This is a genomic window from Enterobacter cloacae complex sp. ECNIH7 (assembly GCF_002208095.1).
GTDB classification, from domain to species: Bacteria; Pseudomonadota; Gammaproteobacteria; order Enterobacterales; family Enterobacteriaceae; genus Enterobacter; species Enterobacter cloacae_M.
Genome location: NZ_CP017990.1, coordinates 1,616,406 through 1,639,323, shown reverse-complemented (window position 1 = coordinate 1,639,323; position 22,918 = coordinate 1,616,406). Strand labels below are relative to the sequence as shown.

At 59.2% G+C, this 22,918-nt stretch carries 16 protein-coding genes; 7 read left to right on the top strand and 9 right to left on the bottom strand.

What is annotated here, in order from left to right; genetic code table 11:
- Positions 1 to 123: 123 nt before the first annotated feature.
- From WM95_RS08045 to WM95_RS08030, 4 genes are all read left to right on the top strand, one after another.
- Complete coding sequence (locus WM95_RS08045; RefSeq protein WP_063408094.1) at positions 124 to 1,023, top strand: glycyl-radical enzyme activating protein; 900 nt, start codon at positions 124 to 126, stop codon at positions 1,021 to 1,023.
- Positions 1,024 to 1,027: 4 nt separating this feature from the next.
- Positions 1,028 to 3,460: a formate C-acetyltransferase/glycerol dehydratase family glycyl radical enzyme gene (locus tag WM95_RS08040; protein WP_063408095.1), complete on the top strand. Its 2,433-nt coding sequence runs from the start codon at positions 1,028 to 1,030 to the stop codon at positions 3,458 to 3,460.
- 206 nt (positions 3,461 to 3,666) lie between these two features.
- On the top strand, positions 3,667 to 4,482 hold the full coding sequence (locus WM95_RS08035; protein ID WP_023310902.1) for a Cof-type HAD-IIB family hydrolase: 816 nt from the start codon (positions 3,667 to 3,669) through the stop codon (positions 4,480 to 4,482).
- A gap of 149 nt (positions 4,483 to 4,631) precedes the next feature.
- On the top strand, positions 4,632 to 5,888 hold the full coding sequence (locus tag WM95_RS08030; RefSeq protein ID WP_063408096.1) for a DUF1479 domain-containing protein: 1,257 nt from the start codon (positions 4,632 to 4,634) through the stop codon (positions 5,886 to 5,888).
- Here the strand turns inward: WM95_RS08030 and WM95_RS08025 are convergent.
- On the bottom strand, positions 5,885 to 6,958 hold the full coding sequence (locus WM95_RS08025) for a LacI family DNA-binding transcriptional regulator (protein WP_023310900.1): 1,074 nt from the start codon (positions 6,956 to 6,958) through the stop codon (positions 5,885 to 5,887). The two genes, WM95_RS08030 and WM95_RS08025, sit on opposite strands and share 4 nt — an antisense overlap.
- Before the next feature lie 288 nt (positions 6,959 to 7,246).
- Between WM95_RS08025 and WM95_RS08020 the strand changes: the two genes are divergently transcribed.
- Both WM95_RS08020 and WM95_RS08015 read left to right on the top strand, forming a co-directional pair.
- Positions 7,247 to 8,548, top strand: a complete 1,302-nt coding sequence (locus WM95_RS08020; protein WP_045355718.1) for an MFS transporter — start codon at positions 7,247 to 7,249, stop codon at positions 8,546 to 8,548.
- A 17-nt stretch (positions 8,549 to 8,565) separates the two neighbouring features.
- Positions 8,566 to 10,929: a glycoside hydrolase family 31 protein gene (locus WM95_RS08015; protein WP_063408097.1), complete on the top strand. Its 2,364-nt coding sequence runs from the start codon at positions 8,566 to 8,568 to the stop codon at positions 10,927 to 10,929.
- Positions 10,930 to 11,116: 187 nt separating this feature from the next.
- Here the strand turns inward: WM95_RS08015 and WM95_RS08005 are convergent, their stop codons facing one another.
- The gene (locus WM95_RS08005; protein WP_023310897.1) at positions 11,117 to 12,712 is read right to left on the bottom strand and encodes an ABC-F family ATPase; all 1,596 of its coding nucleotides are present in this window, start codon (positions 12,710 to 12,712) and stop codon (positions 11,117 to 11,119) included.
- A gap of 222 nt (positions 12,713 to 12,934) precedes the next feature.
- Between WM95_RS08005 and ldtB the strand changes: the two genes are divergently transcribed.
- Positions 12,935 to 13,855, top strand: coding sequence for a L,D-transpeptidase (gene ldtB / locus WM95_RS08000; protein ID WP_023310896.1), 921 nt, complete (start codon positions 12,935 to 12,937; stop codon positions 13,853 to 13,855).
- Positions 13,856 to 13,897: 42 nt separating this feature from the next.
- Here the strand turns inward: ldtB and WM95_RS07995 are convergent, their stop codons facing one another.
- The 7 genes from WM95_RS07995 to WM95_RS07965 all read right to left on the bottom strand — a co-directional run bounded on the left by WM95_RS07995 (position 13,898) and on the right by WM95_RS07965 (position 22,857).
- Positions 13,898 to 14,614 (bottom strand): GntR family transcriptional regulator, encoded by a 717-nt coding sequence (locus WM95_RS07995; RefSeq protein ID WP_063408098.1) that lies wholly within the window; start codon positions 14,612 to 14,614, stop codon positions 13,898 to 13,900.
- 15 nt (positions 14,615 to 14,629) lie between these two features.
- Complete coding sequence (locus WM95_RS07990) at positions 14,630 to 15,952, bottom strand: PTS sugar transporter subunit IIC (RefSeq protein ID WP_063408099.1); 1,323 nt, start codon at positions 15,950 to 15,952, stop codon at positions 14,630 to 14,632.
- Positions 15,953 to 16,003: 51 nt separating this feature from the next.
- The gene (locus WM95_RS07985) at positions 16,004 to 17,380 is read right to left on the bottom strand and encodes a glycoside hydrolase family 1 protein (RefSeq protein WP_063408100.1); all 1,377 of its coding nucleotides are present in this window, start codon (positions 17,378 to 17,380) and stop codon (positions 16,004 to 16,006) included.
- A gap of 148 nt (positions 17,381 to 17,528) precedes the next feature.
- A complete protein-coding gene (locus WM95_RS07980; protein WP_063408101.1) occupies positions 17,529 to 18,569 on the bottom strand; it encodes an aldo/keto reductase in 1,041 nt (346 codons plus the stop codon).
- Between the two features lie 102 nt (positions 18,570 to 18,671).
- Positions 18,672 to 20,195 (bottom strand): efflux transporter outer membrane subunit, encoded by a 1,524-nt coding sequence (locus WM95_RS07975; RefSeq protein ID WP_063408102.1) that lies wholly within the window; start codon positions 20,193 to 20,195, stop codon positions 18,672 to 18,674.
- Complete coding sequence (locus WM95_RS07970; RefSeq protein ID WP_063408103.1) at positions 20,195 to 21,766, bottom strand: DHA2 family efflux MFS transporter permease subunit; 1,572 nt, start codon at positions 21,764 to 21,766, stop codon at positions 20,195 to 20,197. Before WM95_RS07970 ends, WM95_RS07975 begins: the two co-directional genes overlap by 1 nt.
- Complete coding sequence (locus WM95_RS07965) at positions 21,763 to 22,857, bottom strand: HlyD family secretion protein (RefSeq protein WP_047742414.1); 1,095 nt, start codon at positions 22,855 to 22,857, stop codon at positions 21,763 to 21,765. Before WM95_RS07965 ends, WM95_RS07970 begins: the two co-directional genes overlap by 4 nt.
- Positions 22,858 to 22,918: the final 61 nt, after the last annotated feature.

Below are 22,918 nucleotides of genomic sequence, written 5' to 3'. Positions count from 1 at the left end.
CACCCTCAAAATTAGCCTGCACTTACCCTATCACGACAAAACCTGCTCAAGAGTTGACCTGCATCAAGATAGCTTTCATTCGAAAGTAATTTAATCTTCATATGCAATACGAGAGGCGAAATCATGATCTTCAATATTCAGCGTTACTCTACCCACGACGGCCCCGGTATTCGAACCGTGGTGTTCCTGAAAGGCTGCTCGCTGGGCTGTCGCTGGTGTCAGAACCCGGAAAGCCGCTCCCGCAGCCGGGACGTGCTGTTTGATGCGCGCCTGTGCCTGGACGGCTGCGATCTTTGCCAGCAGGCGGCGCCGGGCTGCATCGAACGCGCGCTGAATGGCCTGGTTATCCATCGCGAGAAGCTTGATGAAGCCGCGCTCAACGCCCTTACTAACTGCTGCCCGACGCAGGCGCTGACCGTCTGCGGTGAAGAACAGCAGGTCGCGGAGATCATGGCGACCGTACTGCGCGACAAGCCCTTTTACGACCGCAGCGGCGGCGGGATCACCCTCTCCGGCGGCGAGCCGTTTATGAACCCCGAGCTGGCGCACGCCCTGTTTAAAGCCAGCCACGAACAGGGGATCCACACTGCCGTGGAAACCTGCCTCCACGTGCCGTGGCATTACATCGAGCCGTCATTACCCTACGTCGATCTGTTCCTCGCCGACCTGAAGCACGTCGACGGTGAGGTGTTCAAACAGTGGACGGACGGTTCGGCTAAGCGAATCCTGGACAACCTGAAGCGCCTTGCCGCCGCCGGGAAAAAAATCACCATTCGCGTGCCGCTGATCCAGGGCTTTAACGCTGACGAAGCGTCTGTTACCGCCATTACCAACTTCGCTGCCGACGAGCTCGGCGTCGACGATATTCATTTTCTGCCGTATCACACGCTGGGCATGAACAAATACACCCTGCTCGGCCAACCCTACTCTGCCCCTGACAAACCGCTGGATAACCCTGCCCTGCTGGACTTCGCGCAGCAGTACGCCTGCCAGAAAGGGTTAACCGCGACCTTACGAGGATAAACCTATGACGACCCTGAATCTCAACACCCTCAGCGAGCGCATTAAGGCGCACAAAACGGCGCTGGTGCATATCGTCAAGCCGCCGGTCTGTACCGAGCGCGCGCAGCATTACACCGAAATGTACCAGCAGCACATGGACAAGCCGATCCCGGTGCGCCGCGCCCTCGCGCTGGCGCATCACCTGGCCGAGCGCACCATCTGGATCAAACACGATGAGCTAATTATCGGTAACCAGGCAAGCGAAGTGCGCGCCGCGCCGATTTTCCCGGAATACACCGTATCCTGGATTGAGAAAGAGATCGACGATCTGGCGGACCGCCCGGGCGCGGGCTTTGCGGTGAGCGAAGAGAACAAGCGCGTGCTGCACGACATCTGCCCGTGGTGGCGCGGCCAGACGGTGCAGGACCGCTGCTACGGCATGTTCACCGACGAGCAGAAAGGCCTGCTGGAAACCGGCATTATCAAAGCCGAAGGCAACATGACCTCCGGCGACGCGCACCTGGCGGTCAACTTCCCGCTGGTGCTGGAGAAAGGCCTCGACGGCCTGCGCGCCAAAGTGGCCGAGCGCCGCTCGCGCATCAACCTGACGGTGCTGGAAGACCTGCACGGCGATCAGTTCCTGAAGGCAATTGATATCGTGCTGGAAGCGGTAAGCCTGCACATCAAACGCTTCGCCGATCTGGCGCGCGAGATGGCCTCCACCGAAACCCGCGCAAGCCGCCGCGACGAGCTGCTGGCGATGGCGGAGAACTGCGACGTGATTGCCCACGAGCCGCCAAAAACCTTCTGGCAGGCGCTGCAGCTGTGCTACTTCATCCAGCTGATCCTGCAGATTGAGTCCAACGGCCACTCCGTCTCCTTCGCGCGTATGGACCAGTATCTCTATCCGTACTACCGCCGCGACGTGGAGCTGAACCAGAGCCTGGATCGCGAACACGCTATCGAGCTGCTGCACAGCTGCTGGCTGAAGCTGCTGGAAGTGAACAAGATCCGCTCCGGCTCTCACTCGAAAGCTTCTGCCGGTAGCCCGCTGTACCAGAACGTCACCATCGGCGGCCAGAAGCTGGTCAACGGCGAGCCGATGGACGCGGTGAACCCGCTCTCCTACGCGATTCTGGAATCCTGCGGTCGCCTGCGCTCCACCCAGCCGAACCTGAGCGTGCGCTACCACGCGGGCATGAGCAACGACTTCCTCGACGCCTGCGTGCAGGTGATCCGCTGCGGCTTCGGGATGCCCGCGTTCAACAACGATGAAATCGTCATTCCGGAATTCATCAAGCTAGGCGTTGAACGAGACGACGCCTACGACTATGCGGCCATCGGCTGCATCGAAACCGCTGTGGGCGGCAAGTGGGGCTACCGCTGTACCGGCATGAGCTTTATCAACTTCGCCCGCGTGATGCTGGCGGCGCTGGAAGGCGGCCGCGACGCCACCAGCGGCAAGGTGTTCCTGCCGCAGGAGAAAGCGCTCTCCGCCGGTAACTTCGACAACTTCGACGAAGTGATGGCGGCGTGGGATAGCCAGATCCGCTACTACACCCGCAAGTCCATCGAGATTGAGTACGTGGTGGACACCATGCTGGAAGAGAACGTCCACGACATTCTCTGCTCGGCGCTGGTGGACGACTGCATCGAACGCGCGAAAAGCATCAAGCAGGGCGGCGCGAAGTACGACTGGGTCTCCGGCCTGCAGGTGGGCATCGCCAACCTCGGCAACAGCCTGGCGGCGGTGAAGAAGCTGGTGTTCGAGCAGGGCACTATCGGTCAGCAGCAGCTGGCGGCGGCGCTGGCGGATGGCTTCGACGGACTGACCCACGAGCAGCTGCGTCAGCGCCTGATCAACGGTGCGCCGAAGTACGGCAACGACGACGACAGCGTGGACATGCTGCTGACGCGCGCCTATCAGACCTACATCGAAGAGCTTAAGCAGTACCACAACCCGCGCCACGGCCGCGGCCCGATTGGCGGTAACTACTACGCGGGCACCTCTTCCATCTCCGCAAACGTGCCGTTTGGCGCGGCAACGATGGCCACGCCGGACGGACGTAAGGCGCACACCCCGCTGGCGGAAGGAGCAAGCCCGGCTTCCGGTACGGACCACCTCGGCCCGACGGCGGTAATTGGCTCGGTGGGTAAACTGCCGACGGAAGCGATTCTCGGCGGCGTGCTGCTTAACCAGAAGCTGAACCCGTCGACGCTGGAAAACGACAGCGATCGCCAGAAGCTGATGGTGCTGCTGCGCACCTTCTTCGGGGTGCATAAGGGCTGGCATATTCAGTACAACATCGTCTCGCGCGAAACGCTGCTGGAAGCGAAGAAACATCCTGACCAGTATCGCGATCTCGTGGTGCGCGTCGCGGGCTACTCGGCGTTCTTCACCGCCTTGTCGCCGGATGCGCAGGACGATATTATCGCCCGTACTGAACATACGCTGTAACGGCATATCCCCTCACTCTTGATGGTGAGGGGATATGCGCACGCTGATGCCCTCACCCCGGCCCTCTCCCACGGGGAGAGGGAGAAAACACTAAAAAAGGCAACCTCGGTTGCCGTTTTGCTTTTACTTTCGAATGAAATTAAATTTGTGCTCCACGTCACCTTGTTATTAGAATGTTTCAAAACGCAGTGACCCAGGAGCACAGTATGACCGTTAAAGTTATCGTCACCGATATGGACGGAACTTTCCTTGATGATGCCAAGCAGTACGATCGTGACCGCTTCCAGGCACAGTTTGAACAGCTTAAAGCCCGCGACATTGAATTCGTTGTCGCCAGCGGCAATCAGTATTACCAGCTCATCTCCTTCTTTCCGGAGCTCACAGATCGGATCTCCTTCGTCGCGGAAAACGGCGCGCTGGTGTTCGATCGCGGCGAACAGATTTTCCACGGCGAGCTGACGCGGCATGAATCGCAAATCGTGATTGGCGAGCTGCTGAAAGACAAAGGGCTGAACTTTGTGGCCTGCGGGCTCGAGAGCGCGTATGTGAGCGATAAAGCCCCGGACGCGTTCGTGGCGCTGATGTCAAAGCACTATCACCGCTTAAAGCGCATCAGCGATTACCGCGAAATTGACGACGTACTGTTTAAATTCTCCCTGAACCTGCCGGACAGCGATATCCCTAATCTGGTGGATAAACTGCACGTCTCCCTGGACGGCATTATGAAGCCGGTCACCAGCGGCTTTGGTTTTGTCGATTTGATTATCCCCGGCCTCCACAAGGCCAACGGCATCAGTCGTCTGCTGAAACGCTGGAAAATCTCCCCGCAGGAGTGCGTGGCCATTGGGGACAGCGGCAACGATGCCGAGATGCTGAAGCTGGTGAAATATTCCTTTGCGATGGGCAACGCGGCAGAGAGCATCAAAGAAATCAGCCGCTACGGCACAGACGATAACAACCATCAGGGCGCGCTGAACGTCATTCAGGCCGTGCTCGACAACCATTCCCCGTTCGACCTCTGATCCTTTCCTCGCCGGAGCGTCGCTCCGGCCTCTCACTCTTTTTCCGACCTGTGGCTTGCGTCAAGTTTTTAAACTTGCATTAACTTAATTTTAACTTAAAGTATCACTTGTAGACATTTTCACTTTCGAATGAAAGATGCGAGGCAGTTATGACCTTTACCAGTGAAACCTTACCAGCGGACCACAAAGCGGCAATCCGTCAGTTAAAACGTGAGCTGCGCGCGCAGATCGGCGACGTGCAGGCGGTGTTTAATAAGCTCAGCGACAAAATTGCCACCCGCGTGGCGGAAATCAACGCGCTTAAGAACAAAGGCGAATCCGTCTGGCCGGTAATTCCGTTTGCGGATGTGAAAAACGGCACGATTACCGACGCACAGCGCGAGGCCGTTAAACGCCGCGGCTGCGCGGTGATTAAAGGTCATTTCCCGCGCGAGCAGGCGCTGGCGTGGGATCAGTCGATGCTCGACTACCTCGATCTGAATAAGTTTGATGAGGTCTACAAAGGCCCGGGCGATAACTTCTTCGGCACCCTGACGGCCTCTCGTCCGGAGATTTACCCGATTTACTGGTCTCAGGCGCAAATGCAGGCGCGCCAGAGCGAAGAGATGCCGCAGGTGCAGTCGTTCCTGAACCGTTTATGGACATTCGAGAGCAACGGCAAGCAGTGGTTCAACCCGGACGTGAGCGTGATTTACCCGGACCGTATCCGCCGCCGCCCGCCGGGAACGACCTCGAAAGGGCTTGGGGCGCATACCGACTCCGGCGCGCTGGAGCGCTGGCTGCTGCCAGCCTATCAGCAGGTCTTTGCCCGCGTGTTTGACGGCAATGTCGACAAGTACGATCCGTGGAACGCCGCGCACCGTACCGAAGTGGAAGAGTACACCGTCGATAACACCACCAAATGCTCGGTGTTCCGCACCTTCCAGGGCTGGACGGCGTTATCGGACATGATCCCCGGCCAGGGGCTGCTGCACGTGGTGCCGATCCCGGAAGCAATGGCGTATATTCTGCTGCGTCCGCTGCTGGACGACGTGCCGGAGGACGAGCTGTGCGGCGTGGCGCCTGGGCGCGTGCTGCCGGTTTCCGAGAAGTGGCACCCGCTGCTGATCGAGGCATTAAGCAGCATACCGGCACTCGAGGCGGGTGATTCCGTGTGGTGGCACTGCGATGTGATCCACTCCGTGGCGCCGGTGGAAAATCAGCAGGGCTGGGGCAACGTGATGTACATCCCTGCCGCGCCGATGTGCGAGAAAAACCTCGCCTACGCTAAAAAGGTCAAGGAAGCGCTGGAAACCGGCGCGTCGCCGGGAGACTTCCCGCGCGAGGATTATGAAAAAAGCTGGCAGGACCGCTTTACCGTGAACGATCTCAACATCCACGGCAAGCGCGCGCTGGGCATGGTTTAACTGTCGTACAGCCCTTCCCGCTCCACGGCGGTGCGTCGTTTCCCCTGACGTATCCGCCGTACCGATTCCCGCACGGCCAGCGTGCCGTTAAGCAGTAACGTCCCGACCGGCGCGTCCGGGCGCATCAGCCGCTGCTGGAGCATATATACCGCTTCGGTTCCCAGCTCATCGCGGGGGACATGCACGGCCGTCAGAGGCACATCCTGGATTGCGGCCAGGTTAAAGCCGTCAATGCTCATCACCGACACGTCCTGCGGCACGCGCAGGCCGTGGTTTTGTAAGGCGCTAATGGTGCCCGCCGCCATAAAGTCGCCGCCGACCAGGAACGCGGTAGGTAAATCCTTCCCCTGCGCTTCACTGAGCCAGCTGCTGACCATCTGTTCCGTTTCGCGCGCGCTGAAGCTGGGCACCACCAGCAGATCGCGTTTATCGTTGAATTTCAGGTTGTGAGACTGCCACGCGTCGCGGATCCCCGACAGGCGCAGCTCCATGGTGTAGCGACGCAGGCACAGCACGTTCATCACCTCGCGGTGCCCCATCTCGAACAGGTACTCCGCCGCCCGCTCGCCGATGGCGCGGTGATCCGGCGCGACGGCAGGCAGACGCATGTGCCGGTCGCGGCAGTTAATCAGCATGCAGGGTTTACCCACGTCCACCGCCAGATCGTGGATATGGGGATCGTCGATGCCAAGAAGGATTGCCGCCTGGGTGTCCGCTTCGTTCATGCGCGCCAGAAACAGCTGGGCGTCGCTGTCGTTCTCCTCCAGCGCGCAGTAGCGAAGGCGCACATCGTGGGACGCCAGGCCTTTACTCACGCTCTGGATCACGCGGTAGTAAAAGATGTCGGACCGCTCGTCAAACGCCCGCTGCGGGGCAAAAACCACCAGGCTATTAAGCAGCAGACGCCCTGCCGCCATGCCGTCCATCACCCCCAGCTCCCGCGCGCACGCCAGCACCTTCGCGCGCGCTTTTTCACTGGTATTCGCTTTTCCCGCCAGCACCCGCGATACGGTGCTGATCGAGAGCTGCGTCCGGGCCGCGATTTCGGTGATTTTTAGCCTTTTGTCCATTTTGTGATCTGGCTCCATTTGCGAAATGAAAAAATTTTCATAGCGTATTGGTCAGGTATTAGCTGACATAAAAGCCATCATGCCAGAGGGTTTACGTCAGTTATGAGAAATTTTGCACAAAATCCACTTTTGCCCACTCATTTTCTTCCTTAAGGTGAACTTGTCACACAACTTCCATACTAGTTGTATACCAACTTAAGTAGTTTAAACGGATAGAAATCAAAGGCATAAAAATCCGTGTGACACCTGAACCTCCGTTCCCTTACCGTCCGTCTTGTGGAGAGTAAAATGAGTCAGGACATCAATAACACCGTAGCGACAAGCAAAACCCGTCGCGTCATCAAGAACCTGCGCTGGTACGTGCTGGTGCTGTTCTTACTTGGCGTCACCGTTAACTACATCACCCGAAACTCACTCGGGATCCTCGCCCCGGAACTGAAAGAGAGCCTCGGGATCACCACCGAGCAATACTCCTGGATCGTCGGCGCGTTCCAGATCGCCTATACCATTTTCCAGCCCCTGTGCGGCTGGCTGATTGACGTCATCGGCCTGAAGATTGGCTTTATGGTCTGCGCCGGGATCTGGGCGCTGATGTGTATCTTCCATGCGGGCGCCGGAAGCTGGCTGCACCTCGCTATTCTGCGCTTCTTTATGGGTGCCTCTGAGGCCGCCGCTACCCCGGCGAACGCCAAAACCATCGGCGAATGGTTCCCGAAATCAGAGCGACCCGTTGCCGCCGGCTGGGCTGGCGTGGGCTTCTCCATCGGCGCAATGCTGGCTCCGCCTATCATCTACTTTGCTCACGCGTCGTTCGGCTGGCAGGGCGCGTTTATGTTTACCGGCGTGCTGGCGCTGCTGTGGGTGATCCTGTGGTGGGCGTTCTACCACAACCCGGAACAGCACCCGAACCTGAGCAAAGACGAACTGGCGTTCATCAAGCAGGATAACGAACCGCCTGCGGTGAAACTGCCCTTCCTGACCGCGCTGAAAACCGTCTCGAAAAACAAACGCTTCTACGGGATCGCCATCCCGGCCTTTATGGCGGAACCGGCCTGGGCGGTGCTGAGCTTCTGGGTGCCGCTGTACCTCGCCAAAGAGCACGGCATGGACCTGAAGCAGATTGCGATGTTTGCCTGGCTGCCGTTCCTCGCCGCCGACCTCGGCAGCGTGGCGAGTGGCTACCTGACGCGTCTGTACACCCGTCTGTTCGGCTGCTCGCGCGTTAACTCGGTCGTTGCCAGCTCCGTGACGGGCGCGTTCCTGATGATCTCGCTGGGCATCGTGGCCATTACCCGCGACCCGTATATCACCATCGTGCTGATCTCCATCGGCGGCTTCGGGCACCAGATCATCTCCTGCATGCTGAGCGCCCTGGTCGTTGAGTCGTTCGACAAAGGCCAGATGGCGACCGTAAACGGCATGCGCGGCTCTGCGGCGTGGATCGCCAGCTTCCTGTTCTCGCTGTTAATCGGCGTGACCGCCGACAAAATCGGCTTTAACCCGCTCTTTATTGCCATGGGCTTCTTTGACCTGATTGGCGCTCTCTTCCTGGTAGCATTTATTGCTGAACGTCGCGCCAAGCGCGCCTGATAGTGGATGTATTGCATATGAAAACCCTGAAAAACTGGACCCTTGATACGCAGTCGGCAAACCATCTGGAACTGCTGGTCGATAACCAGCACCGCCTGTGCCTGTATGTGCTGGAAGAGAACCTGTTCCGCGTGCTGATCAAACGCAAAGGCGAGCTGGCGCTTGACCGCACCTGGAGCATCGCGCCGGAAAAAGACGTGCCGTGGGAAGGCCGCCGTCGTGACGATATAAGCGGCTTCTCCTGCCCGGCCTGGACCCTGACGCAGCAGGATGAGACGCTCACCGTGGCAACCGAACAGCTGCGCGTGACGGTCCACCAGCCGCTGTGGCTGGAGTGGCACTACCGCAATGAGGCTGGCGAGTGGCAGCCGCTGGTCAACGACCGTCCAACCAGCGCCTACCTGCTGAACGCCCACGGCGACGGCGTGGCGCACTACCTCAGCCGCCGCAAGGACGAACGTTTCTATGGCCTGGGCGAAAAAGCGGGCAATCTGCAGCGCAACGGCAAGCGCTATGAGATGCGCAACCTCGACGCAATGGGGTATAACGCGGCCAGCACCGACCCGCTCTACAAGCATATTCCGTTCACTATCGCCCGCCGCGACGACGTCAGCTACGGCCTGTTCTACGACAACCTGAGCAGCTGCTGGCTGGATCTGGGTAACGAAATCGACAACTACCACACCGCCTATCGTCGCTGGCAGGCGGAAGCGGGCGATATCGATTACTACATTTTTACCGGCAAGCGCGTGCTGGACGTCACCAAAGCCTTCGTGCGCCTGACCGGGAAAACGCTGTTCGGACCGAAATGGAGCCTGGGCTACAGCGGCTCGACCATGCACTACACCGACGCGCCGGACGCCCAGAACCAGCTGATGAACTTCATCCGTCTGTGCGAAGAGCACGCCATCCCGTGCGACTCGTTCCAGCTCTCCTCCGGCTATACCTCAATCAACGGCAAGCGCTACGTCTTTAACTGGAACTATGACAAGGTGCCGCAGCCGAAGGTGATGAGTCAGGCGTTCCACGACGCGGGGCTGAAGCTGGCGGCAAACATCAAGCCGTGCCTGCTGCAGGACCATCCGCGCTATAACGAAGTGGCGGAGAGCGGCCTGTTCATTCGCGATTCAGAAACCGATGCACCGGAACGTTCCAGCTTCTGGGATGACGAAGGCTCGCACCTCGACTTTACCAACCCGCAGACGGTGCAGTGGTGGCAGAACGGCGTGACCACGCAGCTGCTGGAGATGGGCATCGACTCTACCTGGAACGACAACAACGAATATGAAGTGTGGGACGGGGAAGCGCGCTGCTTTGGCTTCGGCAAGGAGATCGCCATCAAGCACATTCGCCCGGTGATGCCGCTGCTGATGATGCGCGCCTCGCTGGAAGCGCAGCAGCGTTTCGCGCCGGAAAAACGTCCGTATCTCATCTCCCGCTCCGGCTGCGCCGGGATGCAGCGCTACGTCCAGACCTGGAGCGGCGACAACCGCACCAGCTGGGACACCCTGCGCTATAACATCCGCATGGGGCTGGGCATGAGCCTGTCCGGCCTGTTCAACGTCGGCCACGACGTCGGCGGTTTCTCCGGCGACAAACCGGACGCCGAGCTGTTCGTACGCTGGGTGCAGAACGGCGTGATGCACCCGCGCTTTACCATTCACTCGTGGAACGATGACCACACCGTGAACGAGCCGTGGATGTACCCGGGCGTCACGCCAGCCGTTCGCGGCGCGGTTGAGCTGCGCTACCGCCTGCTGCCGTACCTCTATACCCTGCTCTGGCAGGCGCATGCCGACGACGAGCCGATGCTACGCCCGACCTTCCTCGACCACGAGCATGATGCGCAGACGTTTGAGGAGTGCGATGACTTCCTGCTGGGCCGCGACCTGCTGGTGGCCAGCGTCGTCGAAGCCGGGCAGCGCGAGCGACGCGTCTGGCTGCCGGATAACGACACCGGCTGGTATGATTTTTACACCCACGCGTGGTATGCGGGCGGCCAGTCAATCGTCCTCGACGCGCCGCTGGAAAAACTGCCGCTGCTGGTTCGTGCGGGAGCCGGTCTGCCGCTGAGCGAGCGCATCACGCATGTGAATGCCGAAAAAGATACGGCACGCGAGCTGAAGCTGTTCCCGGTAAAAGGCGTCGGGACAACCTCCGGAATGCTGTTTGAAGACGACGGCGAAAGCTGGGGCTACCAGAACGGCAACGCGCTGTGGGTGGAGTGGGAAATGGTGTGCGACGGCGCAACCATCAACCTGAAGGTCAACGCGCGCGGGGATTATCGTCCGGCTTGGAAATCGCTTAAGGTGTCGCTGCCTGGAGGGGAAAAACGTACGCTGCTGGTGAACGGGGTTGAAGGGGGCGAGTGGGTGATCTAGTACGGCCTGATGCCCTCACCCTAACCCTCTCCCACAGGGAGAGGGAATAAAGGCACGCCCCCTTTCTCTAAGTATTTCGCGCTGCAGGAAGGCGGCAAACCTGTGAATCCCCGGGAGCTTATATAAGTAAGTGACCGGGGTGAACAGGTGAAGCCAACGCATCTGCAGCGTGAAAGACGACGGGAAATTAGCCGTCGATACCTTTACTGCGCAGGTAATCTTCATAGTTACCGGTGAAGTCCACCACGCGCTCTGGCGTAATTTCGATCACGCGGGTCGCCAGCGAGCTGACGAACTCACGGTCGTGAGAGACGAAGATCAGGGTCCCCTGATACATCTCCAGCGCCATGTTCAGGGATTCGATGGATTCCATGTCCAGGTGGTTAGTCGGTTCGTCCATCACCAGGATGTTTGGTTTTTCCATCATCAGCTTGCCGAACAGCATGCGGCCCTTCTCACCACCGGAGAGCACCTTAGCCGGCTTTTTGATGTCGTCCTGGCTGAACAGCAGACGACCCAGAATGCTGCGCACCGCCTGCTCGTCGTCGCCTTCCTGCTTCCACTGGCTCATCCAGTCAAAGACGGTCAGGTCATTTTCGAACTCGTATTCATGGTCCTGCGCGTAGTAGCCAATCTGCGCGTTTTCAGACCACTTCACGGTGCCGTTGTCCGGCTGCAGTTCGCCGACCAGGGTTTTCAGCATGGTGGATTTACCCACGCCGTTGGCACCGAGGATGGCAATCTTCTCGCCCACTTCCAGCAGCAGGTTGAAGTTTTTAAACAGCGGGCCTTCATCGAAGCCTTTGGTAAGGGCTTCCACTTCCAGCGCGTTACGGAACAGCTTCTTGTCCTGCTCGAAGCGGATGAACGGGTTCTGACGGCTGGAGGCTTTAACCTCTTCCAGCTTGATTTTATCAATCTGACGCGCGCGCGAGGTTGCCTGACGCGATTTAGAGGCGTTGGCGCTGAAGCGGCTGACGAAGGACTGCAGGTCAGCAATCTGCGCTTTCTTCTTGGCGTTATCCGCCAGCAGACGTTCACGCGCCTGGGTGGCCGCCGTCATGTACTCGTCATAGTTGCCCGGGTAAACGCGCAGCTCGCCGTAGTCCAGATCCGCCATGTGCGTACAGACCATGTTCAGGAAGTGACGGTCGTGCGAAATGATGATCATGGTGCTGTCGCGATCGTTCAGCGTCTGCTCCAGCCAGCGGATGGTGTCGATGTCCAGGTTGTTCGTCGGTTCGTCGAGCAGCAGGATGTCCGGGTTAGAGAACAGCGCCTGTGCCAGCAGCACGCGCAGCTTCCAGCCTGGCGCCACTTCGCTCATCGGGCCGTAATGTTGTTCGACAGGAATACCCACGCCAAGCAGCAGCTCACCCGCGCGCGCTTCTGCAGAGTAACCGTCCATCTCACCGTACTGCGTTTCCAGATCGGCCACTTTATAGCCATCTTCTTCGCTCATTTCGGCCAGCGCGTAGATGCGATCGCGCTCCTGCTTCACTTCCCACAGTTCCCCATGCCCCATGATCACGGTGTCGAGCACGGTGAACTCTTCGAAGGCGAACTGATCCTGACGCAGCTTACCGATACGCTCGTTAGGGTCGAGCGATACGTTGCCGAGCGTCGGCTCCAGGTCACCGCCGAGGATCTTCATAAAGGTGGATTTTCCGCTACCGTTGGCACCAATCAGGCCGTAACGGTTGCCGCCGCCAAATTTGACGGAAATGTTTTCGAACAGCGGCTTACTGCCAAACTGCATAGTGACGTTGCTGGTAACTAACACGGGGAGATTCCTGCGAAAAGTGTGATAAACACGGCATTATGCCACAATTCCGAATTGAGATCCCGTGTTGCGGCAATCCACTAAACTTTAACAAAATCGAAAAAAATGTGATTTCGTACACATCTGAATTCCCTGTTAGCGGGAATGCACATATAATGCGCTCCCATCACAGATTCAGACTTATCAACTCATCGCCAGAATGGCTTAGATACCTCGCACAACATGAACATGAAATTAACAACGCTTTTAGCGGCGGCGTTAGCCGTAGTAGGTTTTTGTAAGACCGCGTCTGCGGTGACGTATCCCCTGCCAACAGACGGTAGCCGTCTGGTAGGCCAGAACCAGGTTGTGACGGTACCAGAAGGTAACTCTCAGCCGCTGGAGTATTTCGCTGCGCAGTACCAGCTGGGCCTGTCTAACATGCTGGAAGCGAACCCGGGCGTTGACCCGTATCTGCCGAAAGCGGGTACCGTGCTGAATATTCCTCAGCAGCTGATCCTGCCGGATACCGTTCATGAAGGTATCGTGATTAACAGCGCCGAAATGCGTCTGTATTACTACCCGAAAGGCACCAACACCGTTATCGTGCTGCCAATCGGTATCGGCCAGCTGGGTAAAGACACCCCAATGAACTGGACCACCAAAGTTGAGCGTAAGAAAGCGGGCCCAACCTGGACGCCGACTGCCAAAATGCACGCGGAATACATCGCTGCGGGCGAACCGCTGCCAGCCGTTGTACCGGCAGGCCCGGATAACCCAATGGGTCTGTACGCGCTGTACATTGGCCGCCTGTACGCTATCCACGGTACCAACGCCAACTTCGGTATCGGCCTGCGCGTAAGCCACGGCTGCGTGCGTCTGCGTAACGACGACATCAAGTTCCTGTTCGAAAACGTGCCGGTCGGTACGCGCGTGCAGTTCATCAACGAACCGGTGAAAGCGACCTCTGAGCCAGACGGCAGCCGCTACATCGAAGTGCACAACCCGCTGTCCACCAGCGAAGACCAGATCAACAACAACGAAATCGTCCCTGTTACGCTGAACAGCGCGGTGCAGGCGGTGACTTCTCAGCCAGACGTAGAAACGGCGATTGTTGACCAGGCCGTGCAGAACCGCTCCGGTATGCCGGTGCGTTTGAACTGATAGCGAAGCATTAAAAAAGCGGGCCTCGTTGCCCGCTTTTTTTTATCCATTATTCACGATCACTATCCCGCCGTGGTCGTACCGATAGTGGCAGTGGGCATACTCCAGCGGCGTGCCGTCCTCCAGATAAATCACCTGCTCCACCTCCAGCACCGGATCGGTTTCTTCGCAGACCAGATGCTCCCTGTCCAGCGCGTTGGGCTTAAGCGCCCGCACCACCCGATACGACCCCATAATTTTCAGCCCCAGCGTCTCCTGCACGTACTGAAACACCGACCCTTCAAGATGGTTTTTCGTCAGGCCCGGCACCAGATTCATCGGCATCACCGTGGAATCCAGCGACATCGGTTCGCCGTTCAGCAGGCGGAGTCGAATGAAGTCATAGATCGGCGCATCGGCGTTAATCATCAGCGACGCCTGCTCTTTTTCGTTCGGGAAGCGCAGCTCGAAATGCACCACCCGGCTGGTCACCGTGCCCAGATGTTCCCAGGTTTTGGTCGCACCAAAGTAGTCGCTGCCGGAGAGATCCCACTGCGAGAGCTGAAGGAAGTTTTTACGGATGAACGTGCCCTGCCCCTGGCGGGTATAGACCAGACCTTCGACGATCAGCTGGCGCATCGCCTGCTGAATGGTCATCCGGCTGGTGCTGAACTCCGCCGCCAGCGCAAACTGGTCCGGCAGCGGTTCATTGGCGGCGTACTGCTGGCTGATAATGCGTTTCTTAATTTCCCGCGCTATGGTGATGTACTTCGCCGCCATCGTCCTTCCTTTCAGTTAGTTTTCTATCCCGCTGTTTTTCAACGCCACTCTCTCGGCAATCTTGAGGAAAGGCAGGTAGAAGAATACACCAAATACGATGATTGCCAACTGCACCACCACCGCCCGCCAGTCCCCCGCCGTGGCAAGCCAGGCGCTGAGAATGGGCGGCGTGGTCCACGGGATCATCACCACGCAGCGCGATATTAACCCCAGCGTGGTACAGAGCCAGGCGAAGTAAATGCCGATGGCGGGCAGCAGCACGAACGGGATCATCAGCGGCAGGTTAAACACGATCGGCAGGCCAAAAATCACCGGCTCGTTGATGTTAAACAGGCCCGGCGCCAGCGACAGACGCGCCACCTGCTTCGCCGATTTTTGTCTGGAGAAGATAAAGATGGCAATCAGCAGCGAGATCGTGCTGCCCGTGCCGCCCACCATGCCAAACGTCGGCACGAAGATGTTGTTGATGATATGCGGGATGGGCTGACCGTTGGCGAAGGCCAGCATGTTCTCGTTGGTGTTGATCAGCAGGAACGGCTCCAGCACCACGCTGTTGACGACAGACTGATGAATACCCAGCGTGAACAGGAAGTTACCGAAGCTGTAGATGAAAATCGTCCCCGGCAGGCTGGTGTTGATCAGCCGCAGCGGCTGCTGGATAAAGGTCGTAATAAGATGGATCAGATCCGTTTGCAGTACGTTTGCCAGCACGGCCGCCAGCACCGCGAACAGGGAGAGCGTGAGGATGGTCGGGATCAGCGCGGTAAAGGATTTGCTCACCGCCGGAGGCACGTTTTCCCCGAGGGAAATGTGCAGCGCCTTCAGCCGCGAAATGGCGATAAACACTTCCGTTGAGAGCAGCCCGATCAGCACCCCGGCGAAAATCCCGGTTGAGCCAATATTGGCGAACGTCAGCACCTGGGTGACGTTCACCGCGGCGTCGCTGCCGACGGGCGTAATCTGCAGGCGCATCGGCATCATGATGATGAAGCTGCTGACGGCGATAACCACTGCCGAGACCGGATTGTCGAAATCTTTGTTGCGCGCCAGCGACCAGGCAATCATCGGGGCCAGCAGCAGCGCGGCGATGTTCAGCGTGCCGTTGATAATCGCCTCGCCCCACACCTTAAACTGCGCGAGCATGTCGCCGTGAAAAATCCACGGAAATACCACGTTGTTCACCAGTACCGCCAGACCGGCAAGGATGAAAATGGGCATCACCGTGGCGAAAGCGTCGCGCAGGGAGCGAAGGTGCACCTGGTTTGCCAGGCGCGCCGAGAACTCAACAAACTTATCGACAAAAGACTGCATGTGCGGTGTTATTTTTGTTTCAGACATAGCGGATAGTTCCCATCAATCAGTCACAAAAACGGCCCGGCAGCGTACGGCTTACATCTCGCGTCCGTTGGTATGGATAACCTGTTTTAACCACGCGTAGCTCTTCTTCGGCACGCGCTTCAGGTCTTTCAGGTCGTGGTTTTCCCGGTTGACATAGACCACGCCGTAGCGCTTACGCATGTCGCCCTGGGAGCTGAGAATGTCGATTAACCCCCAGCCGAGGTAGCCGATCACCTCCGCCCCGTCCTCGAACATCGCCTCCTTCATGGCATTGATATGCGCCCGGTGGTAGTCGATGCGGTAGGTGTCCTCAATCGGATTGACGCCGTCCCAGGACTCAATCACCCCGATGCCGTTTTCGATCGGGAAGACCGGCATCCGCCAGTCGTTGGCGTAGCGGGTGATGATGGTGCGAAAGCCCAGCGGATCGATCTGCCAGTTCCACTCGGTGGCCTTCAGGTACGGGTTGTTTTTCTCGCCGTGCAGCAGGTAATAGTTCACCGGCGTGCCTTCCGGGATCGCATCGCTGTCCAGCGTTTTGCTGGCGTAGTAGCTGAAGGCCATATAGTCGTTTCTGGTGCGCGCCAGCAGCGCTAAATCCTCGGCGCGGTAGATATCGCCAAAGCCCTCCTGCTCCACCACCGCCATCACCGCCGGGCTGTAGCCCTGCCCTGCGAAGACGCGCAGCAGGTTCTGGTTGAGGAACTCGTCGTACTGCTGGGCGCAGAAGATATCGCGCGGTTTGCAGGTGGCCGGGTAGATCAGCTGGTGCGCCAGCATGCCGCCCATCAGCTGGCCCGGTCTGGTCTGATGCAGATACTCGGTCAGCGCCATGTGCGCCACCATCGTATGGTGCTGCAGCTCGTACAGCTCGCGCAGGGTTTTCTCGCCGTGCATATAGCCGGAAATACGGAACGCTTCCGGCATATGGAAGATGTTCTGCTCGTTGAAGGTCAGCCAGTACTTCACGCGGTCGCCAAAGCAGTCGATCATCTTTTTGCCGTAGCGGATAAAGGCATCCATCACGCGGCGGTCGTTGAAGCCGTTGTACTCCTGCGCCAGCGCGAGCGGCATATCGAAATGGTACAGGCAGATCATCGGCTCGATGCCGCGGGCGATCAGATCGTCGATAAAACGGTCATAAAACGCGATGCCTTCGTCGTTGAACGCGCCGTCGCCCTGCGGGCAGACGCGGCTCCAGGAGATCTGGAAGCGGTAGCAGTTCATGCCCAGATCCTGCATCAGGTCGAAATCTTCCCGGTAGCGGTGATAGGAGTCGGTCGCGACTTTCCAGTCGGAGACGTTCTCCCCGGCTTCGCGAATGTCATACACCGACATCCCCTTCCCGCCCTCATTCCAGGCCCCTTCCGTCTGCATGCTTGACACCGAGTTGCCCCATAAAAAATTGGCCGGCAGCTGATTGTTCATGTTTCCTCCCTATATGACTAGTCATTTAAAATTTCATGACTAGTCATATAGGCGAAGATGAAATGGGGATCAAAGAGGAGGATCGTTTTTTGTGAGCAATGCGGGAAAAAAAGCCCCGGTTAGCGATGCACTACCGGGGCAAGGAAGGTTATTGTTGCGCGAGCTGATTGCGGCGATATTCCCCCTGCCGCTCCAGCATCCAGCCCGGGTATTCGCGCGGCAGCGCGCTCACCGCATCAAGCTGCTTAAGCTCGTCTTCGCTCAGGCGGATCCCGGTGGCGGCAATGTTGTCGTCCAGCTGTTCAACGCGTTTCGCGCCAATGATGACGCTGGTCACCGCTTTCTGGTGCAGCAGCCAGGCCAGCGCGATTTGCGCGACGGAGACACCCTTGCTTTCGGCGATAGTGCGCATTACGTCCACGCAGTCGAAGGCGCGGTCTTTATTCACCGGCGGGAAGTCGAACTCCAGACGGCGACCACCGGCTTCGCTCTGCCCGTCGCGGCCATATTTTCCGCTCAGCAGGCCGCCCGCCAGCGGGCTCCAGACCATCAGCCCGACGCCTTCGCTCTGCATCATCGGCACCAGCTCGCGCTCAAGATCGCGTCCGGCAATGGTGTAATACGCCTGCAGCGACGCGAAACGCGCCAGCCCGAGACGCTCGGAAATGCCCAGCGCTTTGGCAATCTGCCACGCCGCCCAGTTCGAGACGCCGATATAGCGCACGTGGCCGTGCTGCACCAGGTTATCCAGCGCGTAGAGCATTTCTTCAATCGGCGTTGCGGGGTCGAAGCCGTGAAGCTGGTAGAGATCGATATGATCGAGCTGCATGCGGCGCAGGCTCTCCTTCACGCTGCTGATGATGTGATAGCGCGAGCTGCCGCGCGAGTTCACCCCGGCCGTTCCCGTTTCGCCGAACACTTTCGTGGCGACCACCACGTTCTCGCGAGGGATCTTCAGGTTTTTCAGCGCCTGACCGGTGATCTCCTCCGAGCGTCCTTCCGAGTAAACGTCCGCGGTGTCGATAAAGTTGATCCCGGCATCCAGCGCGCGGCCCACCAGCTGCTCGGCTTCACTTTGCTGGAGCTGGCCAATCTTGCCCCACATGCCGCCCTCGCCGCCGAAGGTCATGGTGCCGAGGCACAGTTCAGAAACAAACAGACCGGTGTTGCCCAGTTTTTGATAACGCATAAGTTATTCCTCGCATGTCGATTGGGTACCCGATAGTTATACCCGCCCCTCAGCCATCGCGAATGTGGTGTTCCTGTCCGTTTCTTGCCCAATCCTCTGAATTTATCCGCGCGGGGCGTCGCCAAAGACGCTGTAGTCCGGTAACTGCACCTGCTGATACGGCTCCCAGCCGCCGCCGAGGGCCTTGTAGAGCGCCACCAGATCGAGCGCGCTCTGCACCTGCGCCTGCGCGCGCTGCTGCTCGGCCTGCGCGAGCTGCCGCTGCGCGTCCAGCACGTCGATAAAGCTGGCAATCCCCTGGCGGTAGCTGTCGCTTGCCAGGTCAAAAGCGTTTTGCAGGGCGTCGATCGTTTTTGCGAGACCCGCTTCACGCTGCTGGTCGGTGCGATAGCTCACCAGCGCGTTTTCCACATCCCCGAGCGCGGTCAGCACAGTCTGGCGATAGTCCAGCACCGCCGCTCCCTGCTGCGCGCGCGCCACCTTGACGCTGGAGACCAGCCGACCGCCCTGGAAGATCGGAATAGAGACCTGCGGGCCAAAGCTGTAGAAGTGGCTGCTCCAGTCGGTCAGCCAGTTGGTTTCGCTGTTGCGCAGGCCAAACTGCCCGGAGAGCGTAAAGCTCGGGAACAACTCCGCCACCGAGACGCCGATTTGCGCCGTGGCGGCGTGAAGGTTCGCCTCCGCTTCGCGCACGTCCGGACGGCGTCGCGCCAGCGTGGACGGAATGCCCGTTTGCACGATATCCGGAAGGGCCGGCATCGGCTGCACGCTTTGCAATTCCGCATCCAGCGCCCCAGGCGGCTTGCCGAGGAGGATCGCCAGGCCGTTCATCGCCTGCCGCTCCTGCGCCTGATACTGCGGCAGTTGCGCTTCGAGGTTGCCCAGCTGCGCCCGGGCGTTTTCCACGTCCATCTGCGGCGACAGCCCGCCGCGCTGGCGGCTTTCCGTCAGATCCAGCGTCTGCTGCGCGCTTTTAATCTGGGTGTTCAGCGTGGCGATAATGCTCTGCGCCCCGCGCAGCTGGAGCCACGCGCGCGCCACTTCAGCCTCCAGCGACACCAGCGCGTCGTTACGCTGCTCGATGGCGGCTTTCTGCTGCGCTTCGGCGGCTTCCACCTGCCGGCGCACCTTGCCCCACAGGTCAATTTCCCACTGGGCGTCGAAGCTGCCCTGATAGAGGTTGATCGGTTGCGTCAGCGGTCCCAGCGCGCCCTTGAGAGCGGGATCGATGCTATCCACCTGGTCATACACGCCGTGGGATTTCAGCTCCCCTTCCAGCCCGAGCTGCTGGCGCGTCGCCTGCAGATTGCCGTTCACCGACGGATAAAATGCCCCGCCCGCCTGGTTAATCTGTTCGCGCGCGCCGGCGATGCGCAGCACCGTCTGCTGCAGCGTCAGGTTCCCGGCAATGGCGCGCTCAACCAGGCTGTCTAACTGCGGCGAACCGAAGGTTTTCCACCAGCGCGGGTTGGTCGCGGCGGAAGCGGTCTGCGATTTTACCGCGCTGTCGCCCTTATCGTTCCAGTGCGTGACGGCAGGCGGCGCGGGCGGTTGATAGTCCGGCCCGACGGCGCAGCCCGCAAGCAGCATCATTATCATCAGGGGGTGTAAACGTCTGTGTATCATCAATGTGCTCCTGCACTCCCCTCGCTCTTAACCGGCGAGAGCAACAAACAAAACGGAATCAGTAACAAGGCCACCGCGCTCAGAATGGTGAACACGTCGATATAGGCCAGGAAGCGCGACTGCTCAATCATGGTCTGGTACATGCGGCCGGTGGCGATGCCGGTCGGGTCACCGACCTGAGTGGTAAAGTTCTGGATCGCCTGCGCGCTTTCGCGGATGGCCTGCTGGAACTGCTCGTTAAACGGCGAGGCGTGGTACGCAAGGTGCGCGCTGTGGGCCTGCGCGCGTTCGGTGATGGCCGCCGTCGAAAGGGATATGCCAATCGAGCCCGCAACGTTACGGAACATGGTGAACAGCGCCGCGGCATCCGCGTTCAGCCGCCTCGGGATAGAAATAAACGCAATGGTGGTCAGCGGGACAAACAGGAACCCCAGCCCCAGCGACTGGGCGCTGCGGAACAGCACCAGCGTTTCGAAGTCGATATCCGGCGTCAGCGTTCGCGACCAGAAGAACGACACCGCCAGACAGGTAAAGCCAAAGGCGATAATCCAGCGCGTCTGCACCACCGGCATCAGCTTCAGCACCAGCGGAATGGTCAGCACAATCAGCACCGCCCCGGGTGACAGCACCAGCCCGGACCAGGTGGCGGTATAGCCCAGGTCCTGCTGCGCCAGCTGGGGGATCACCACCGAGCTGCCGTACAAAATCATCGCCATCCCCGCCATCAGCAGGCTGGAGATGGCAAAGTTGCGATCCTTCATGCAGTGCAGATCCACCACCGGCTTTCTGGCATATACCAGCCAGTAGATGGCGCCGATAATGCCGACAAGCGTCAACACGCCGAAGGTGCGGATAAAGTTCGAGTAGAACCAGTCCTCATCTTCTCCCCGGTCGAGCATCACCTGCAGGCAGCCAAGCCCTAAAGCGATCAGGCCGATCCCCGTCCAGTCGATAGTCAGCTTCTCTTTAGACTTGCTCTCCCAGGGCGGATCTTCCAGCAGCTGATAGATCGCCAGCACCGTGACTATCCCCACCGGGATATTGATAAAGAACACCCAGCGCCAGGAGTAGTTATCGGTGATCCAGCCGCCCAGCGTCGGGCCGAGCACCGGCGCAACGATAATCGCAATGGAGGACAGACCAAACGCTTTGCCCCTGTCTTCGGGTTTGAAGTAGTCGAGCAGCACCGACTGCTGCGTGGGCTGCAGCCCGCCGCCAAAAAAGCCCTGCATCACGCGGAACAGGATGATCTGCCACAGCTCGGTGGCAATCCCGCACAGGAACGAGCAGACGGTAAACATGACGATGCAAATCAGGAAGAACTGCTTGCGGCCAAACACCCGGCTCAGAAACGCCGAGATGGGCAGCACAATGCCGTTCGCGACCAGGTAGCTGGTTAACACCCATGTGGATTCGTCATAGCTGGACGAGAGCGAGCCCGCCACGTGGGGCAGCGCCACGTTGACGATGGTGGTATCCAGAATTTCCATGAATACCGCCAGGGTAACGACAATCGCCACCGCCCACGGATTGCTGGCGGGCTTCCAGCTGTCGTGGCTGTGATCCGTCATTCCACCGTCACCTTCGGTGCAACCGACAGCCCCAGCGGCAGCGGTTTGTTTGGATCCAGGCCCTTATCAATCACAATTTTGACCGGCACGCGCTGCACAATTTTGACGAAGTTACCGGTGGCATTTTCTGCCGGGAAGGCGGAGAAGCGCGAGCCGCTGCCCTGCTGGATACTGTCTACGTGGCCCTCAAGCTCCATATCCGGCCACGCGTCGACGGACACGGTGACCTTATCGCCCGGCTTCATGCGTTCAAGCTGCGACTCTTTAAAGTTTGCGACCACCCACACGTTCGGGGAAACCAGCGAGAACAGCGCCGTTCCCGCCTGCACCAGCGTGCCGGGCTGCACGTTGCGTTTGGTGACAAACCCGTCGAAAGGGGCGCGGACTTCGGTATAGGAGAGATTAAGGTTGGCGGTTTCCAGCTGCGCTTTAGCCTGATCGACCTGACGCTCGCGCGCTTCAACGTTGGTTTCCTGCTGGCGGATTTGCAGCTGTACCTGCTCTGCCACTTCCAGCTGCGCCTGAGCGCTGGCCAGCCCTGCCTGTGCGCTGCGCAGTTGAGCGTTCGCGGAATCAATGCTTTGCTGAGTGGTCGCACGCGGGTCGACGCCGCGCTGACGACGGTACTCCGCCTGCGCGTTCGCCAGATCGGCCTGCGCTTTCAGCACCTGCGCTTTGGCTTCGTCACGCTGGGCGGGATACTGGACTTTTGAAAGCGCCAGCTGCGCCTGGGCCTGATGCAGCTGCGCGATAGCCAGCCCAAGCTGGGCCTGAGCCTGATCGCGCTGCGCGGTGGTGTCCCGCGGATCGATAACCACCAGCAGATCGCCCTTTTTCACGCGCTGGTTATCGCGCACGCGCAGCTCGGTAACGTAGCCCGCCGTTTTGGGGGCAATCGTCACCACGTCGCCGTCGGTAAAGGCGTCGTCGGTCGTCTCTTCGTTACGGGTTAAAAACCACCAGACCAGCGCCACGACCACCATCACCACCACGACAATGCCGAGGATAATTAACGGTTTCTTTCCCGGGCGCTTACGCTCATTATTGTTTTTGTCCTGCTCGTCAGCAGGCGGGTTTTGATCTTCAGCCATAGTTCAGCAACGGTCCTGTCAGTGAGCGGCATCACACTATGCCGTTCACTAAAGCTAGGAC

What these genes read in the sequence shown, in the direction of transcription:
- WM95_RS08045 (WP_063408094.1), top strand. Translation starts at nt 124, where the DNA reads ATGATCTTCAATATTCAGCGTTACTCTACCCACGACGGCCCCGGTATT.
- WM95_RS08040 (WP_063408095.1), top strand. Translation starts at nt 1,028, where the DNA reads ATGACGACCCTGAATCTCAACACCCTCAGCGAGCGCATTAAGGCGCAC.
- WM95_RS08035 (WP_023310902.1), top strand. Translation starts at nt 3,667, where the DNA reads ATGACCGTTAAAGTTATCGTCACCGATATGGACGGAACTTTCCTTGAT.
- WM95_RS08030 (WP_063408096.1), top strand. Translation starts at nt 4,632, where the DNA reads ATGACCTTTACCAGTGAAACCTTACCAGCGGACCACAAAGCGGCAATC.
- WM95_RS08025 (WP_023310900.1), bottom strand. Translation starts at nt 6,958, where the DNA reads ATGGACAAAAGGCTAAAAATCACCGAAATCGCGGCCCGGACGCAGCTC.
- WM95_RS08020 (WP_045355718.1), top strand. Translation starts at nt 7,247, where the DNA reads ATGAGTCAGGACATCAATAACACCGTAGCGACAAGCAAAACCCGTCGC.
- WM95_RS08015 (WP_063408097.1), top strand. Translation starts at nt 8,566, where the DNA reads ATGAAAACCCTGAAAAACTGGACCCTTGATACGCAGTCGGCAAACCAT.
- ldtB (WP_023310896.1), top strand. Translation starts at nt 12,935, where the DNA reads ATGAACATGAAATTAACAACGCTTTTAGCGGCGGCGTTAGCCGTAGTA.
- WM95_RS07995 (WP_063408098.1), bottom strand. Translation starts at nt 14,614, where the DNA reads ATGGCGGCGAAGTACATCACCATAGCGCGGGAAATTAAGAAACGCATT.
- WM95_RS07990 (WP_063408099.1), bottom strand. Translation starts at nt 15,952, where the DNA reads ATGTCTGAAACAAAAATAACACCGCACATGCAGTCTTTTGTCGATAAG.
- WM95_RS07985 (WP_063408100.1), bottom strand. Translation starts at nt 17,380, where the DNA reads ATGAACAATCAGCTGCCGGCCAATTTTTTATGGGGCAACTCGGTGTCA.
- WM95_RS07980 (WP_063408101.1), bottom strand. Translation starts at nt 18,569, where the DNA reads ATGCGTTATCAAAAACTGGGCAACACCGGTCTGTTTGTTTCTGAACTG.
- WM95_RS07975 (WP_063408102.1), bottom strand. Translation starts at nt 20,195, where the DNA reads ATGATACACAGACGTTTACACCCCCTGATGATAATGATGCTGCTTGCG.
- WM95_RS07970 (WP_063408103.1), bottom strand. Translation starts at nt 21,766, where the DNA reads ATGACGGATCACAGCCACGACAGCTGGAAGCCCGCCAGCAATCCGTGG.
- WM95_RS07965 (WP_047742414.1), bottom strand. Translation starts at nt 22,857, where the DNA reads ATGGCTGAAGATCAAAACCCGCCTGCTGACGAGCAGGACAAAAACAAT.